This window comes from Clostridium sp. 1001271st1 H5 (assembly GCF_005845215.1).
Taxonomy (GTDB): Bacteria; Bacillota; Clostridia; order Lachnospirales; family Lachnospiraceae; genus Enterocloster.
In genome coordinates this window covers 64312-81234 of the sequence record NZ_SPHO01000003.1, presented here as the reverse complement: position 1 = coordinate 81234, position 16923 = coordinate 64312, and the positions used below count along the sequence as shown (strand labels likewise).

Annotated in this window: 18 protein-coding genes; all 18 read right to left on the bottom strand. The window is 52.1% G+C overall.

The window, feature by feature from the left end:
- Nucleotide 1 precedes the first annotated feature (1 nt).
- The 18 genes from FGS84_RS05450 to FGS84_RS05370 all read right to left on the bottom strand — a co-directional run bounded on the left by FGS84_RS05450 (nt 2) and on the right by FGS84_RS05370 (nt 16900).
- Entirely contained in the window at nt 2-880 is an 879-nt protein-coding gene (locus FGS84_RS05450; protein WP_138306666.1) for an AraC family transcriptional regulator, read from the bottom strand.
- A gap of 157 nt (nt 881-1037) precedes the next feature.
- A complete protein-coding gene (locus tag FGS84_RS05445; protein WP_138306665.1) occupies nt 1038-2033 on the bottom strand; it encodes a DUF4825 domain-containing protein in 996 nt (331 codons plus the stop codon).
- The gene (locus tag FGS84_RS05440) at nt 2030-2509 is read right to left on the bottom strand and encodes a sigma-70 family RNA polymerase sigma factor (protein WP_138306664.1); all 480 of its coding nucleotides are present in this window, start codon (nt 2507-2509) and stop codon (nt 2030-2032) included. The genes FGS84_RS05445 and FGS84_RS05440 overlap by 4 nt, the downstream gene beginning before the upstream one ends.
- A gap of 292 nt (nt 2510-2801) precedes the next feature.
- Entirely contained in the window at nt 2802-3878 is a 1077-nt protein-coding gene (prfA, locus tag FGS84_RS05435) for a peptide chain release factor 1 (RefSeq protein WP_138306663.1), read from the bottom strand.
- A gap of 136 nt (nt 3879-4014) precedes the next feature.
- Nucleotides 4015-4878, bottom strand: coding sequence for a peptide chain release factor N(5)-glutamine methyltransferase (gene prmC / locus FGS84_RS05430; RefSeq protein WP_138306662.1), 864 nt, complete (start codon nt 4876-4878; stop codon nt 4015-4017).
- A complete protein-coding gene (locus FGS84_RS05425; RefSeq protein WP_138306661.1) occupies nt 4832-5878 on the bottom strand; it encodes a DUF1385 domain-containing protein in 1047 nt (348 codons plus the stop codon). Before FGS84_RS05425 ends, prmC begins: the two co-directional genes overlap by 47 nt.
- Nucleotides 5879-5986: 108 nt before the next feature.
- The gene (rpmE, locus tag FGS84_RS05420) at nt 5987-6193 is read right to left on the bottom strand and encodes a 50S ribosomal protein L31 (RefSeq protein ID WP_002568352.1); all 207 of its coding nucleotides are present in this window, start codon (nt 6191-6193) and stop codon (nt 5987-5989) included.
- A 253-nt stretch (nt 6194-6446) separates the two neighbouring features.
- Nucleotides 6447-7031, bottom strand: a complete 585-nt coding sequence (locus FGS84_RS05415; protein ID WP_138306660.1) for a peptidylprolyl isomerase — start codon at nt 7029-7031, stop codon at nt 6447-6449.
- Nucleotides 7032-7130: 99 nt separating this feature from the next.
- The gene (locus tag FGS84_RS05410) at nt 7131-8207 is read right to left on the bottom strand and encodes a Xaa-Pro peptidase family protein (RefSeq protein ID WP_138306659.1); all 1077 of its coding nucleotides are present in this window, start codon (nt 8205-8207) and stop codon (nt 7131-7133) included.
- A gap of 17 nt (nt 8208-8224) precedes the next feature.
- Nucleotides 8225-9061, bottom strand: coding sequence for an ABC transporter permease (locus FGS84_RS05405; RefSeq protein WP_138306658.1), 837 nt, complete (start codon nt 9059-9061; stop codon nt 8225-8227).
- Nucleotides 9061-10080, bottom strand: a complete 1020-nt coding sequence (locus tag FGS84_RS05400) for an ABC transporter permease (protein WP_138306657.1) — start codon at nt 10078-10080, stop codon at nt 9061-9063. Before FGS84_RS05400 ends, FGS84_RS05405 begins: the two co-directional genes overlap by 1 nt.
- A gap of 207 nt (nt 10081-10287) precedes the next feature.
- Nucleotides 10288-11922 carry an ABC transporter substrate-binding protein gene (locus tag FGS84_RS05395; RefSeq protein WP_138306656.1) on the bottom strand — a complete coding sequence of 545 codons (1635 nt, stop codon included), beginning with the start codon at nt 11920-11922 and terminating at the stop codon, nt 10288-10290.
- Between the two features lie 125 nt (nt 11923-12047).
- Nucleotides 12048-13085 (bottom strand): oligopeptide/dipeptide ABC transporter ATP-binding protein, encoded by a 1038-nt coding sequence (locus tag FGS84_RS05390; RefSeq protein ID WP_243129866.1) that lies wholly within the window; start codon nt 13083-13085, stop codon nt 12048-12050.
- A gap of 3 nt (nt 13086-13088) precedes the next feature.
- Nucleotides 13089-14087 carry an ABC transporter ATP-binding protein gene (locus tag FGS84_RS05385; RefSeq protein ID WP_138306655.1) on the bottom strand — a complete coding sequence of 333 codons (999 nt, stop codon included), beginning with the start codon at nt 14085-14087 and terminating at the stop codon, nt 13089-13091.
- Between the two features lie 221 nt (nt 14088-14308).
- A complete protein-coding gene (locus tag FGS84_RS05380) occupies nt 14309-15151 on the bottom strand; it encodes a 4Fe-4S binding protein (protein WP_138306654.1) in 843 nt (280 codons plus the stop codon).
- 13 nt (nt 15152-15164) lie between these two features.
- Nucleotides 15165-15314, bottom strand: coding sequence for a CD1871A family CXXC motif-containing protein (locus FGS84_RS30715; RefSeq protein ID WP_195469880.1), 150 nt, complete (start codon nt 15312-15314; stop codon nt 15165-15167).
- A gap of 19 nt (nt 15315-15333) precedes the next feature.
- On the bottom strand, nt 15334-16056 hold the full coding sequence (locus FGS84_RS05375; protein WP_138306653.1) for a TlpA disulfide reductase family protein: 723 nt from the start codon (nt 16054-16056) through the stop codon (nt 15334-15336).
- A 160-nt stretch (nt 16057-16216) separates the two neighbouring features.
- Nucleotides 16217-16900 carry a V-type ATP synthase subunit D gene (locus FGS84_RS05370; RefSeq protein WP_138306652.1) on the bottom strand — a complete coding sequence of 228 codons (684 nt, stop codon included), beginning with the start codon at nt 16898-16900 and terminating at the stop codon, nt 16217-16219.
- Between the last annotated feature and the right edge of the window lie 23 nt (nt 16901-16923).

Below are 16923 nucleotides of genomic sequence, written 5' to 3'. Positions count from 1 at the left end.
CCTACTCCTGAGACATCTTCCTATACCGGCCCGGCGTCATTCCAAACGCCTGCTTAAATACCCGTGTAAAATGATTGGCGTCCTCAAACCCCACATCGTGGGCAATGCAGTTCACAGGATTATTGGACACCAGCAGCAGTCTGGCCGCCGTGGTCAGGCGCACCTGGCGTATGAACTCCGTGGCGGTTTTCCCTGTGGCCTCCTTAAACAGGCGCCGGAAGGTTGTCTCTGCCACCTCTGCCATACCGCTTAATTTATCTGAGGTATACTCCTCTGTCGGATTCAGCATGATATAGTCAATAACGGTCTGTATTCTGGGGTCGGTCTGGACCGTGGATTTCTTCACCCGCTTGCGTATCTGCTCCAGGTTGTACTCCAGTCCGTTGATTTCCGCCTTCACATCATCGGGCTCATCGGAATTCAAAATATCAATCAGGCTGGCAATCAGCGTATCAAGGGCGCCTCTTACGTGAAACGCCTTCGACTTTTTGTCCGTTCGCACCCACTTGTAGATATCGCTGAAATAAGACCCGATTCCCTCCCCCACATCCATCACCAGAGGGAAGTTATAGTACTCCCTGAGGAAATTAGCGCCCTCATAAAACACAGATGTGGTGAAGCGGATGCTGTAAAATGCAAATGTATCCTCCAGCGCCCTGCACGACAGCCAGCAGCCCTCCGGTATATAAGACACCTGACCCTTCTTTACAATAACCGTCTCCCCATCCACCACAAACTCAGCGCTTCCGTCAATGATATAGCGCAGCATATTGTACGGTATGGCGCTCTCAGGATAGGTCCAGGTCCTTCCGAACGAGTATTTATCTATATATAGAAAATTAAAGCGGATGGTATTCATGAATGAGGAAAGCGACTGCATGCTGTACACCCCCTTTTTGCCATATCTTTTATCACTTCCGGCACAACGGTGCCCTGCGTCCGGGGATTTGTCCCCCTGTCCGTTTCCTATTCTGATTGTACCAAATCATGCTTCCAATAGCCAGCCCCGGAGCCGGAAATTTTATCCGCCTGAACTGTTACATTTTATCCGCAATACCCAGGCGCTCAATCAGCCTCTGAATTCCCTCCGGGCTGTCTGCAAATGATTTCACAGGAGCGCCGGCCATTTCCCCGCACTCCTCCTCCGTAATGGAGCCATGCCGCCCTGCCGGCCCCTGTTCCAGCTCCACGGTGTAATTCCAGCTGACCTGGCCCAGGTTGTCAGTCAGGGCTATCAGCACACAGGCATATGCCTTCATGCGTTCCTCAAACACGGCTGAGTTGGACGTACTCTCCTCAAAGTTAAGGGTCCACCCATAGGGTTGGCCGGAGGTCTGGAGCTCATTCTTAAAGCTTCCCAGCTCTCTGGAAATCCCCAGGGTGCCTGAAAGCGTTCCGTCTGCCGAGGCATCCCCTATATATGGATTCCTGGCCCTGTACAGCTCATTTGCAAGACTGCTGACCACGGTTCCATTGCTCTTGACGGTAGCGCCCTTTATATCCAAATCCTGTCCCCCGCCCGGAAGCTTAAGTTCCAGGTTAAATACACCGTTCCTGTTCCAGAATGAGGGCAGGCAGGAGTAAATGACCAGCTTCTGCGTTCCGTCATCCTGCTGCACCAGCTTATATCCCCTGTAAACAGAGGCTGAATCAATCATGATTCCTCCCACATCCACCTGTCCCCCATTGACATCCGTATAGGTGACCACATATGACTCCGTGGGATAGCCTATCACAAACAGCTTCATAAAAAATGCAGCCGCCATAATCAGGAACACCCCGGCAGCGCCCAGAACCACATTTCTTACATTTCTCCTTCTCACCTTTTTCAGATAATCAATTTCCGGTGTTTTATCTGATGTCCGGGATGCATTTCCTTCCATCTCGGTTTTCATCCGCTCATACATTTCCCTGCAGCTGCCGCATTCCTCCAGATGGACCCTGATTTCGCGGTCCGTTTTCTGGGACGTCAGGCCGTCCACATACATGGGCATTAAATCCTGAATGATTTCACATGGTATCCTGTGTTTCATTGTTCTCCTGCCTCCTTCACGATTCTCTCTTTCCCGCGGTAATAGGTTACTCTTGCCCAATTCTCGCTGCGCCCCATGATTTCGCCAATCTGGCCAAAGGTCAGGTTTCCCACCAGCCTGAGGTACATAACCTCCCGCATAGGGTCCTCCAGACCATGAATCAGCCTCAGTATCTGCACATTATCCCACAGGGATATGGCCTGGGACTCTGCGGATTCCACAGGTACCTGGTCTGCCTCTTCCAGGGGAACATGGTGTTTCTGCCTGCGCAGATAATCCCGCCACAGATTTTTTGCGATTCCGCAGAGCCAGGTGGATATGCTGCTCTCTCCCTTATACCTGCCTATATGTTTCACTGCCTGGTAAAAGGTTTCCTGGGTCAGCTCCTCCGCCAGGCCGGGGTCCTGGGTTCTGGTCAAGAGAAAACCATATATCATTTTTCCGTGCTTTTTATAAATCTCTTCCATGGAATCCATATACGTATTTCCTCCTTCTGTTAATTAGTGTCCCGTGGCCCGGAATCGTTACAAAAAATATATAAAAAGTTACGTTGATATCATTATACTAAAACCATGGCCGGATACAATATACGGCTGTTTTATTTCAGGCGCACATCCGGCCGTAACCGGCAACAAAACAGACCCGGCCAATACCTGAGCATGTCTCAGTTACCCGGCCGGGTCCTATTGTGTCGATTTCATGTTATACATCTTCTGTGAGGTTTTTCCTCTCAGGCATTTGGAATCTCCAGCCTGTCCCCGTCACACATTAAATCGCCTCGTTCATCTTTGCCAGCTTTGCCGCCTGGTCGGCCGCAATCAGGTTGTCCAGCAGTTCCTGAATGTCACCGTTCATAATGGAATCAATCTTATACAGCGTCAGCTTGATTCTGTGGTCTGTCACACGGCCCTGGGGGAAGTTGTAGGTACGTATCTTCTCAGAGCGGTCGCCGGTGCCAATCTGGCTGCGGCGCTCCTCTGCCTCTGAACTCTGGCGCTTTTCCAGCTCAATGTCATAGAGCTTGGAACGCAGCAGACGGAATGCCTTTTCCTTGTTTTGAAGCTGGGATTTCTCTGTCTGGCTGTAAATAACGATTCCCGTAGGAATATGGGTCAGACGCACTGCGGAGTCCGTTGTGTTAACGCACTGCCCGCCGTTGCCTGATGCACGCATGACGTCGATACGGCAGTCGTTCATGTCAATCTGGACATCCACTTCCTCGGCCTCAGGCATAACGGCCACCGTTGCAGTGGATGTATGGATGCGGCCGCCGGATTCCGTCTCAGGCACACGCTGGACACGGTGCACCCCGCTCTCATATTTAAGCTTGGAATATGCGCCCTTTCCGGTAACCATGGCAACCACTTCCTTGAAACCGCCGATGCCGTTTTCATTGAGACTGACAATCTCCACCTTCCATCGCTGGCTGTCCGCATAGTTGGTATACATGCGGTAAAGTTCAGCTGCAAACAGGGCTGCCTCATCGCCGCCTGCGCCTGCCCGGATTTCCAGGATGATATTCTTGTCATCGTTAGGGTCCTTTGGAAGCAGAAGAATCTTAAGCTCATGCTCCAGTTCATCAATCCGTTTCCTGGCGTCGGACAGCTCTTCCTTGGCCATCTCACGCATCTCCTCGTCGTTCTCTTCCTCCAACAGGGCCAGGCTGTCCTCCACATCCTGCTTTGCCTGCTTGTACTGCTTATAGGCTTCCACAATAGGAGCCAGGTCAGCCTGCTCCTTCATGAGTCTGGTAAAACGCTTTGTGTCCTGGGTCACATCCGGGTCACCCAGCATAAGCATCAATTCTTCATAGTGAATCAACATATCATCCAGCTTATCAAACATATCTATCTCCTGCTCCTGCGATTATTCCAATTACAACCACTACATTAACCTGTTACCCTGTGTTATCTCCCAATCCGCCCCTTACCATCCGGTCCTCGCCGGGCGGCTCCTGCCGGACGCTCTCACCAGCCTGCTCTCACCGGACGGCCCGTACCACACGGTCCTGTCCGGCCAAATCCTTAAAGGTTCTGACGTCCCTGTATCCCCGGGACACAAACAACCCTTCCACTGCCTCCGACTGGTCATATCCAATCTCCATGTAGATGCTTCCGCCCTTGGTCAGATGGTTTTGCCCTTCTTCTGCCAGTATGCGGTAAAATGTCAGCCCGTCCGCACTTCCGTCCAGGGCAATCCTGGGCTCATGGTCCCTTACCTCCGGCTCCAGGTCCTCAATAACCCGGCTGGGGATATAAGGCGGATTGGATACAATGATATCAAAGGTCCTGTCCGGCTCCAGAGCACAGAACATATCGCTCCTGATTAGTTCAAACACGCCCTGGTAACCGCCCAGCAGCCTGTCACGGTTCTGCTCTGCCACCTTAAGGGCCTTTGCCGACACGTCCAGGGCAGCCACATGACGGTATCCGCCCATAAGAGCCAGGCTGAGGGCAATGCACCCGGAACCGGTACACATATCCAGTATGCTTTTTTCCCTGTCCGTTTGTTCTTCCAGGACCAGCTCCACCAGTGTCTCCGTGTCCTGCCTTGGAATCAGCACATGCTGGTTTACAAGGAACTCAAATCCCATAAACTCCTGGGTCCCGGTCAGGTGCTGGAGCGGTGTCCGTCCGGCCCTTATTTCTATGAGCTTCATAAACTCCCGGCAGCGTTCCACGGTTCCCTCATCCGGCGGCATTTCCCTGCCCTTCATGGCCAGGAACGATGCCAGGCTCAGATGGAACACCTCCAGAAGCAGGTACCTGGCATCCAGCTCCGGATCCGGCACCTGGGCCTTATTCAGTTCCTGAACACCCTGCCACAGCAGCTGCTGCATGGTCATGTTTTACTGCTCCTTCACTGTCATTGCCTTTGTCTTTGTGATTGCCGCCATGGTGCCCGCCTTCCTGCCAGCCCGGAAAATTCTCATCCAGGTAAGCCCGCCAGTCAAACACGGTCTCCACTGCCGCAATGGCCACCTCTATCATACTGTCATCCGGCTCCGTGGTAGTCAGTCCCTGCATCCACATGCCGGGACGGCTGAGCACATTGACCAGCCTGGAATCATGGCGTCCCGCAAAACGCAGGAACTCATAGGACACCCCTGCTATCACAGGAATCAGCGCAATCCGGCTCACAACGCGCAGCCAGACCGTATCCACCCGGATGACCATAAAGAACAGGATGCTGATAACCATGACAATCATGATAAAGCTGGTGCCGCACCGTTTATGTTCCTTGGAGCTTGCCCTTACATTGTCAACCGTAAGCTCCAGCCCGTGCTCAATGCAGTTGATGCACTTATGCTCTGAGCCGTGGTACATAAAGGTCCTCTTGATATCCTCCATGCGGGATACCAGCTTGATATAAGCGATAAAAATCACAATCCTGATAACGCCCTCCAGTACGGCCATCACTGTATCGGAGCGGATGAACCCCCTGCATATATTGGCAATAAACAGGGGCAGCACCATAAAAATACCGATTGCCATAACAAAGGAAATTATCATTACCAATGTCATGAGGGCGCTCTCCAGCTTTTCGCCAAATACCTTATCCAGCCACGCCTCAAATTTACCGGGCTTTGCCTCCTCATCGTCCTCAAAAAAACTGCAGGACCAGGTCAGGGCCCTCATGCCCACTACCATGGAATCTATAAAACTGAAAATACCTCTGACAAAGGGAAGACCTAAGATTTTATGCTTCTTGGTCATACTCAAATAGGTATCCTTTTTCACCTCAATATCCCCGTCCGGCTTGCGGACTGCAATGGCGTAGTCATTGCCGTTCTGCATCATAATACCCTCGATTACGGCCTGACCACCAATTCCTGAATATTTCATCCCATTAACCTTTCTGTTGTACGAAAAAGAAACCCTCTTTCCATGATTTCCCATGAATTCAGAAAGGGCTGAGCCTGCTCCCAAGCTCAACCCTCATCTCTTTGCTTATTAGTTAGCATTCATGCCATATTTACGATTGAACTTATCAATACGTCCACGAGCCTGGGCAGCCTTCTGCTGTCCGGTGTAGAATGAATGGCACTTAGAACAAACCTCAACGTGGATGTCCTGCTTTGTTGAACCTGTTACGAACTCATTACCACAGTTGCAGACAACCTTTGCCTGGTAATAACTTGGATGGATTCCTTCTTTCATGATTTTCACCTCTCTGATATTATTTGCGGTTTCCGACCGCGGCCTGTGTATGCCAATCTGTCTCTGTACATTACAGGCAGCCGGTCCCATACCGTCACCAGAACGCACAGATATCAGCAATAACTAAGTTAAACACGCCCTCACCGTAAGGTTCTGACTCACGCAGACGCTAAAACTGCCGTCAAATTAGACAGCTTACATAGTATATCATAAAAAAACAGGATTTGCAATATTTTTTATGGCCAATTCCTGGTTATTTTTGAGCGGAAATCCAGCATTCCGGCAGCTCCGGCTCCCTGACCCTTACCGGTTCCGGATAAACCCTTCCGTAAAGCTCCAGCTCCACCCGTTCAATGATTTCCGGTCTCACCGGACGGTTGACCTCCACGCCCTCTATGGGGAAATCATCCACAGGGACAGTCTCCACCTTTTCCAGACGGTATATCTCGTCCATGCCCTCCAGAACACGGCCGAACACAGGATAAACGCCCTTGTGCTCCGGACAGTCCCTTAGAGGAAAGAAAAACTCACAGCCTGCCAGTCCTGCCTCGCCGTAACCGCCCATGCACACGGCTCCCGGATGGGAATCCAGCGGAGCCACATCCGGGTTCAGTTCAAATTCATTGGGAATCAGATACCGGCATTCCTTTTTCCCAAAAGCCGTGTAGCTGACATCCACCCAGTTTCCCGGCACTATCCGCTCAATGGCATGGTGGTCCAGGTAACCCCTTAAAGCTGTATAGATAAAGCTGTTCACTGTGTTTGGCGCTGACTCCGGCAAAAGCTCTATGACAATCTTTCTGCCGTTGGCCATATGTAATGTTGCAATCGGATTCATAATACCGCCTCCCATCTCACAGCAGCCACCGGATTCATGGCACTGCCTCCCATCCCATAGCCGCAATTATATTCATATCTCCTCCCGGTACACCACAGATTAACCGATTATCTCAAATTCTTTGGAATCGTGGTTGAGCACCTCGCATCCATCCTCTGTCACCAGCACCAGGTCCTCCACACGGACCCCTGTATCCCCGGCCAGATAGATGCCCGGTTCAATGGAAAATATCATTCCCGGCTCTGCCTTCTGGGTATTCACAGAGGACACGTCTCCGAACTCATGCTCTCCCAGCCCAATGAAATGTCCCAGCCTGTGGGTAAAGAAGGGTCCGTATCCCTGCTCCGTAATCAGGTCCCTGGCCGTTTTGTCCAGCTCGCACAGAGGGATGCCCGGACGTATTTTGGAGATGGCTGTCTCATTGGCGCTGCGGACAATATCATAGATACGGCGGTGTTCCTCACTGGCCCGCTGAAAGTAGAAGGTGCGGGTCATGTCGGAACAGTACCCGTCCTTGATGCAGCCCACGTCAAAGAGTACTGCGTCCCCCGGCTTTATGACCGTGTTGTCCGGTCCATGATGGGGGTCAGCCGCATTGGCGCCAAAGGCCACCAGCGGCTCAAAGGAAAATCCGTCCGCCCCCAGGTCCGTATATATCTTAAGCATCTGGTCCGCAACCTGACGCTCCGTGACCCCTTCGTGAATCAGCTGCCTGAACCGTGCCATGGCCTTATCATTGATATCGGAGGCAGTACGCATCCTTTCCTGCTCCTCCTGGTCCTTCACGCCCCTTGTCCTGTCCACGGCAATGGAGGAATTGACAAAGCCCGCAGCAGCTCCCATCTCCATGAGAGGAAGCAGGAACCTGGCCTTTAAATCCTTATCAACTCCCAGGGGACTTTCTTTATCCAGATAACCGGCCACGATTTCCGCCGCCGGGTCCGTATCTGAATACCACACCTTCTCCACGCCCACATCCTCAGGCACAGTGAACAGGTTGTTCAGGAAATACACATGCTTTCCGTCTTCCCTCAGATAAAGGGCGTAAAACCGTTCAAAGGGCTCCACATACACGCCTGTGAGATAGTAAATGGACATGGGGTCCACAATCAGCATCTGCGTCAGCCCCATCTCCTTCAGGGCTTCCATGATACGCTCCACTCGATTCTGCTTCATGATAACTTCCTCCTGTTTTAAAACTGTTTTCTCAGCTTGGGGTCCAGCAAATCGCGAAGACCATCACCAATAAAATTAGCTCCTACAGCCATTGTAAAGATTGCCAGTCCCGGGAATCCTGCCACCCAGAACTTATTAAAATAATCAGCTCCATCCGAAACCATCATGCCCCACTCCGGCGTAGGCGGCGCAGAACCCAGTCCCAGGAAGCTTAAGGTAGAGAACATCAGAATCTGATTGCCGATATCTGTGGTGGCCATGATGAGTACCGAACTGATACTGTTGGGAATGACCTCCTTCATCAGGATTCGGATTCTGGAGGCGCCCAGGACCTCAGAAGCCGCCACATATTCATTTTCCTTTACGCTGAGCACAACGCTGCGCATCATACGGGCATAGGTGGGCCACGCCACCACAATCAGGGCAAACATGGTATTGAACAAATTGGAACCCATAACTGCATTGATAATCATTGCAAGAATCAGGGAAGGAAAGGACAATATCATCTCAGAAAAACGCATCATCACATTGTCCACCCAGCCGCCCACATAGCCTGCTATGGCACCGTAAAACGTGCCGATAAATCCTGCTATGACAACGGTAAGGCAGCCTGCCAGCAGGGAGTACCTGCCTCCGTACAGCACACGGCTGAAAATATCCCTGCCAAAGTTGTCCGTGCCAAACCAGTGCTCTGCGGACGGCGCTTTCAGCCGCTGCCCCAAATCCTGCACAATGGGGTCATAGGGCGCCAGCGCCGGCGCCAGGATGGCTGCCGCAATCCACGCCAGACAGATAATCACGCCCAGCGTAAACAGGTAATTGGATTTAAATAACCTTTTTAAAGACTGTACCATCAGCTGCACCTCACTCTCGGGTCTATGATTCCGTATAATATATCCACCACTGTATTGATGACCATGTAATTCAGGGCAATCAGCAGGGCCACTCCGATGATGGATGGGAAATCCACTGAAAGCACGGACTCGTAGGCAAATTGTCCCACGCCAGGCCAGTTGAAGATGGTTTCCACCAGCACCATGCCGCCTAACAGGTTGCCCAGGCCCAGGCCGATTACAGTGAGTACGGGAATCAGGGCATTGCCCAGGGCGTGGCGGATAATCAGTCCCGGCCTTGACAGGCCCTTTGCCTTTGCAGTGCGGATATAGTCCGTGGACATGACGTCCAGCAGGTTGGAACGGGCTGTCCTGGTAATCAGACCCATGGTAAACGCCGCAAGCACGGTTCCCGGAAGAAGCAGATGGCTGACAGCGTCCAGTGCCTTGGGTATATTTCCCTCCAGAAGACTGTCAATCACATACATGCCCGTGACCGTGGCCGGAGCCGTAAAGGCGTTGCTCAGGCGGCCCGGACCCGGAAACAGCTTCAGCTTGTAATAGAAGAAATACAATACCAGCAGCGCAAACCAGAAGCTGGGGATGCTGACGCCTGTAACGGATATGGCCCGGACTATCTGGTCCAGGATACTGTTTCGCCTGATGGCGGAAATAATGCCGAACAGAACGCCCAGAATAGCTGCAATGACAATGGCAAACAGGGCCAGCTCAATGGTGGCCGGATAACACCTGGCCAGCTCTGACAGCACAGGTTTGTTTGTGCGCATGGAAGTCCCCAGGTCAAACTGCAGGAGATTCTTCATGTACAGAATATACTGCACGGGCAGGGGCTGGTCCAGGCCGTATTTTGCCCGGTAGGCAGCCACGATTTCCGGGTCGTTCAGGGCTCTCTGGCTTAAGTTTGCAACGGTGGGGTCTCCCGGTATCATCTTTGTCAGTATGAAAACCAGGGTGGCGACACCAAACAGCATGACTACCAGATACACCAGTCTCTTTCCTATAAATTTCAGCTGTTCCATACGATACCTCTCTTTTCTTATGTTTCAATCCAAATTTGTATTGCGATTGCTGTTTCACACAGATATTCCCGTCAACGATATCCCTTAGGATGAGCGTTCACGGCAATACCTGCCCGGTTATTGCCTGGGGCACCAAAGCGTTGTTTACGGTACCAGCGGGCAGGAAGAAATCCGCCTGCCCGCATAACAGTTCCGTATATGCAATCATTATTTTACATGAATCAAAGTCAGGTCCAGTGCATACGGGTCAGATATGGCCACGCCCTCCAGCCTGGTGTTATAGCCGATGTGGGACGGCGCCTGGGCTACCATAATGAATGGTCCATACTCATACATGGCGTCCTGGATTTTCTCCAGAACCGCGATACGCTCATCGTTGTCCGTTGCAGACATGGTTTCTTCATACATGGCTGCCAGCTCCGGGTCCATTTGCGCGCTCCATCCGGCCCTCTTTCCTACAACGCCGCCCGGAAGGAATTCCAGCTGCACGTTGGGGTCGTTATAATCAGTTCCCCAGTACATAACCGTAAAGCCCAGGGTTCCGTCGCGGTAAGCATCGCCGTATCCGGCCGCCCATGGCTGTGAAACGATGTTTACGTTAATTCCCACCTGAGCCAGGTCATCCTTAATCTTCTGGGCCAGGTCTGTCAGAAGGATTCCCTCCATATCCAGGTCTGTCACGGTCAGGTCCACGTCAAATCCATCTGCATATCCGGCCTCTGCCAGCAATGCCTTTGCTTCCTCCAGATTCGTATAGTCAGCCGGTCTCTCGCCCTTGCTTCCCATGAATCCCACCTGGATGATGTCATAAGGAGTGATGGTGCCGCTGCCGCAGATGGTCTGGATGCCAGTGTAATCCAGGGCTTTGCGGATGGCATTCTGGACCTGCGGATTGGATACAGGGCCGCCGTAGGCTTCATCCATGTTCATCATCACAAAACCAACGGTCTTGGTTGCTCCGTTGATAATTGAAATATTCTCAGCGCCTTCCAGCTCAGACATGGTGTCGTCCGTCATGTTCATGGCCACATCAATATCCCCGCCGGACAATGTCATCATCTGTGTGTTTGCATCCGGCTGTATCTTAATGATAAACTTGTCAACATTGGTTGCTTCTCCCCAGTAATTAGGGTTCTTTTCCAGCACCACTTCCTGGTCCGGAATATAGCTGGTCATCACATACATGCCGGAACCTGCGCTGGCTGAATCCAGATAGGACTGTGCCGTATCAGCGGAGGATGCGTCCTCTGCGTCCGTGCCGCCGTGCTCCTTCACAACCGCGCTGTCTAAAACAGCCGTGGAGCTGTAGGTCAGCTTGGACAGAATGGCGCTGTCCGCCTGGGTCAGATGGAATACCACCGTGTAATCATCCGGCGCCTCCATGCTCTCAATGGTGTCGCAGATAAAGGATGGATTTCCCTGAAGGTTCTTGCAGCGGTTGATGCTGAAAAGAACATCCGCGCTTGTCATGGGATTGCCGCTGGCAAATGTCACATCCTGTCTCAGCTTAACGGTCAGCGTCAGGCCGTCATCTGAAAATTCATAGGTATCAGCCAGACAGGGCTCCGGCGCACTGTCATTGCTGTAGAACTTAAACAGGTTCTCATAGCATGCATTGACAATGAGAGGCGGATACTTCTCATATACATACCCCGGGTCCAGGGTGGAAAATCCGGAGCCCATGGCTACTACAACCGTATTGGAACCGGATGCCTGTGAAGCTCCCTCTGCTGCCGCGTCTGTGCTGCCGGCCTGTGTGCCGTCCGTTCCATTGCCGCCGCATGCGCTTAAGGCAAATGAAACCGCCAGGCACAGAGCAGCAGTCAATAACTTCTTTTTCATAATAGACCTCCTCTAGGTTTATTGGCAACAGTTCAGCCGCAAATCGTCTGAACTGTTCTGTTTATTGAGATGCCAGTTATCTGGCAGTGTCTCCTTATTGCAGTGTTTCCTTATTGCAGTGTCTCCTAATAAAGATGGCAGGCCACAAAATGCCCCTCCGTCACTTCCTTTAGTTCCGGCACTTCCTGGCGGCACCTGTCGCACGCCTTGCTGCAGCGTGTATGGAACCGGCAGCCGGAAGGCGGATTGGAAGGACTGGGCACCTCTCCTTCCAGGTGGATGCGCTCTGTTTTCACATTCTGGTCCACCTGGGGGATGGCTGACAGCAGCGCCTCCGTATAGGGGTGGTAACGCTTCTCATACAGCTTATCGTAATCAGCTATCTCCACCATATTTCCAAGGTACATAACCCCCACCCGGTCGCTGACCTGATAGACCACATTCAGGTTATGGGAAATGAAGAAGTAGGTCAGACCCAGTTTTTCCTTTAACTCCTGAAGCAGGTTCAGTACCTGGGCCTGCACCGACACATCCAGGGCCGATACAGCCTCATCGCAGATAATGATATCCGGCTCCAGAGCCAGCGCCCTGGCTATGCCGATTCTCTGCTTCTGTCCTCCGGACAGCTCATGGGGATATCTGCTCAGACAGTACAAATCCAGACCGACCAGGTTAAGAAGCTTCATGATGCGGGCCTCCACATCCATCCTTCCCTTCATTCCGTGGATTTCAAAGGGTTCCATCAGAATCTGGCGCACAGTACGCCTGGGGTTAAGACAGGCGGAAGGGTCCTGGAAAATAATCTGGACCTTCCTGCGCATCCTTTTCAAATCCGCGCCCTTTAATCCTGCTATGTCAGTGCCGCCCATGTAAATGTGGCCCTCTGTTGGTTTTATAAGCCGGACCAGGGTCCTGCCCAGGGTGCTCTTGCCGCAGCCGCTCTCCCCGACCACGCCAAAGGTTTCGCCTCTCATAATGTCAAAGCTTACGTCATCCACAGCCTTCACTGCCCCGGACTTCTTATCCTTGCCTTTAAAATATACCTTCACATGGTCGGCCTTAACCAGCACTTCTTTTTTGCTCTTGTCTGTGTTTATGTCTGCGTTTGTGTCCGTATCTGTGTTTGTATTTATGTTTGTATCTCTGTTTTCATTTTGCGCCATATGTTAAGCCTCCTTCCCTGCAGCCTGGTCCTCAAACAGCCAGCAGCGGACCTGGCGCCCCTCTGAGAGCTGCTTCATAGGAGGGCTGGCCGTCCTGCACCGCTCTTCTGCATGGGGACATCTGGGCCAGAAGCTGCACCCTGTTATCCGCTCCGTGGGATTGGGCACCATTCCCTCTATGGTGGACAGGGGTTTCCTGTCCTTGGTGATAACCGGTATGGCGTTCAGCAGACCAATGGTATAGGGATGTTTGGGGTCCCGGAACAGTTCGCCGGCCGGAGCCTGCTCCACGATATGGCCCGTATACATGACAATGACCGTATCGCACAGCTCGCTTACAACCCCTAAATCATGGGTGATGAACAGGACTGAGGAATGAAGTTCCTCGTTCATCTCCCGGATTAAATCCAGAATCTGGGCCTGAATGGTTACATCCAAAGCCGTGGTTGGTTCATCTGCAATCAGAATCTGGGGCTGGCAGGCCAGTGCCATGGCAATCATCACACGCTGCCTCATTCCTCCTGACATCTGATGGGGATACTCATGGGCCCGCGCCTCAGGGTTGGCGATTCCCACCGCCTTCATCATGCGGACAGCCTCCTCCATGGCTTCCTTTTTCTTCATGCCCCGGTGCAGGCGCAGGGATTCCGCAATCTGTTTTCCGCACTTAATAATGGGGTTTAGGGAGGTCATTGGTTCCTGGAAAATCATGGAAATCTCATTCCCTCTGATTTTCTGCATCTCCCGCTCAGGAGTCTTCACCAAATCCCTTCCATTGTATAAAATTTCCCCTCCTGTAATCTGTCCGGGGGGGTTGGGAATGAGCTGCATCATACCAAGAGTGGAAACGCTCTTGCCGCTTCCGCTCTCCCCCACGATTCCCAGCTTTTCTCCCTTATGTAGTACATAGCTCAGATGGTCCACCGCCTGAACAGTGCCTTCTGCTGTCCTGAATTCCACACATAAGTCTTTTACTTCCAATATGATATCTGTCTGTGTCATTTTATCCGCCCTTTGTTTTATTGCATCAAAGCGTCAATGCGGTGCCAATGTATTCACCCGCAGTTTTCTGCATATATACTCAAAACGATACCACATTTTCGGGGATAATTCAATATATAGATTGACCTGTTTTATCTGGAACCAGGACAAAAACAGCATAGAAACGCAAAAACAGGACGCTGCCAAGGCTGTTTTAACAGCTTCTTTACAGCGTCCTGCTCTTAATCTTTGTTTTTCTTTCCCTTCACATCCCAGGGCTTCTTCCAGTAAATGGCATCCGCGCTGCACTCCTTCATGCACTCGCCGCACTGGATGCATTCCCTGTCTCCCACCTGCCTGATATCCATTCTGCAGGTCCTGACACAGCGCCCGCAGTCCGTACAGGCATCCCTGTCAATCTTCACGCCAAACAGAGCCGCCGGGGCAAACAGGGAATAGACGGCACCCAGAGGACAGAGAAACCGGCAGAAACTTCTGTACACAAAGCAGGCGCTTGCCAGTATCACTGCCAGTACAAAAACCTTCCAGTTAAAAAGGGCGCCTGCCAGACCGCCCAGCGACTCATCCAAAAGAACCAGAGGGATTCCTCCTTCCAGGGTTCCCGCCGGACATATGTACTTGCAGAAGGCCGGAACCGGAAGACCGGAAGCCATCTTGAACACCACCGGCAGAATAATGACAAACACTGCCAGTATCACATATTTTGCCTTGGAAAGGACCTGGGTGACACGGTTTTTCTTTACCTTGGGCACAGGTATCTTGTAAAGAAGCTCCTGCACCAGACCAAAGGGACACAGAAAACCGCATATGGTCCTTCCCAGGGTAACTCCAAAAAGCAGCAGAACCCCCAATATATAGAAAGGAAGCTTCCTGTCCATGGCGGACAGGGCGTTCTGCAGGGTACCCAGCGGACAGGAACCAACGGCCCCCGGACATGAGTAGCAGTTAAGTCCCGGTACGCACAGTCCTTTGGACTTTCCCTTGTAAATAGACGCCTCTGCAAATCCCTTCAGGTTCAGGTTGTATAATAATGCTGCACAAAGCTGTATCAAACGACGTTTCATCACTTCTGTCCTCTCACCCGATTCCGATACATTCCAGGCATACCCTGACTGCCTTGCGCAGGGTATCCTGGTATCCTCCCTGGGCTGCTCCGATGCACAGGAAAACCACGCCCAGGACCAGAAGGACGGCAGCCGTCTTATTCTGTCTGCACCAATCCATCATCTCATCACCGCTCCGTCCCTTACACCCCAAGGGCTTCCTTATATCTCTCATACATGGTGTCAGCGTCCAGGGCTCCTGTGGATATATGGGTTACCTTTCCCTCTGCATCCAGAACCACTGTATAGGGAATGGAATTAGTGGGGTACAGCATGGATATGGAATACTCCTCATCCAGGACCACCGGGAAGGTGTAGCCGTTCTCCTCCACAAAGTCCTTTACAGTCTCGGCATCATCCCCGCAGTTCACCGCGATAATGCCGATTTTATCCCCAAAATCCTCCTTCAGACGCTCAAATGCAGGCATTTCCTTGACGCACGGACCGCACCAGGTCGCCCAGAAATTGATGATAACAGGCTTGCCCTGCAGCTCGGACAGGGTAATACTGGAGCCGTCCATAAGTTCCCCTGTAAAATCAGGCGCTGCCACGCCCTCCTTAATGGGCATGCCCGGCTTATACTCAATGACGCTGTCTCCCTGACCAGCCGCTGCCTGGCCGTCCTGGCCGGGCTGTTCCCGGCCTGCTGCCTTACCGCCGTCTGCGGACTGCTCCCGGTCTGCGGACTGCTCCCGGTCTGCTGCCTTACTGCTCCCTTCTGTTTGTTCTGTTGTCCGGTCAGCCTTATCCTGGCCCGCGCTCTGGCTGCATCCCGTTATCTGCAGGGCCAGGAAGAGGGCCAGCATAGCGCCGGCCGCAGTCCTCTTCACAGCCCCTTTATCCGTGTAAAACCGTTCTTTCCTCATGTGTTATTCCTCCCTTTTCAACTATTGGAATAGACAAAAAACCCAGAGAATGCCACCTGTGCCATTCTCTGGGTTTTACTCTAACATAATTATTATTTTCTGTCCACCCGGCTTTATGGGGTTTCTATGAAAGTTTTATTAAGCTTTCATGAAGATGCCTCTACACCTCATCTATCACGGGAACCACTTCCCGCTCACTGTAGTGGTGTGCCTGCTCAAGCATCATATCCTTTACCTTCATAAGCCTTGTCTGGGAGCTTCGCTCATTCTCATCCAGCTTCATGGTGATATAGCGGATGTTTGACTGGGTATCGGGAATCATCACGTGCTCCAGCGCATTTACACGGCGGCGGGTCTTTTCAATCTCCGCTGCCATGAGCTGGCAGGATTTTTCGCACTCAGCCAGACGCAGCATGTCGGGCAGTAAATCTGCCAGACTCTTCACCGCATCATCCAGGTCACTGGAAGTAAATGCAAAGCCGTAGGAATAGATGTCGTTTGGGTCTGAAGTCCTGGTCTTATATTTGAACACAGGAATCTCCACACTCATGACGTTCTTAGTCTCAGTTTCCAGATAGACCTCCTGCTTGGGAGCCATCAGGGCTACGTTCAGGGCCTCGTCTGTCATGCCGGAACGTGCCAGCACGAAATTCTGGTTAGCCGCAGCGATGCCTGCCTCCACCTTCTCGCGGAGGGCCTTGTTCTCACGCACCAGGTCCAGGAACTGACGCATCAATTCATCCCGCTTGTCTTTCAGGAGCTTATGTCCGCGGATGGCTGTCGCCAGCTTTTTCTTAAGGCGGGTAAGCTCCATACGGGTGGGATTTACATGTTTTGCACCCATGTTATGTCAACTTCCTTTCTGCC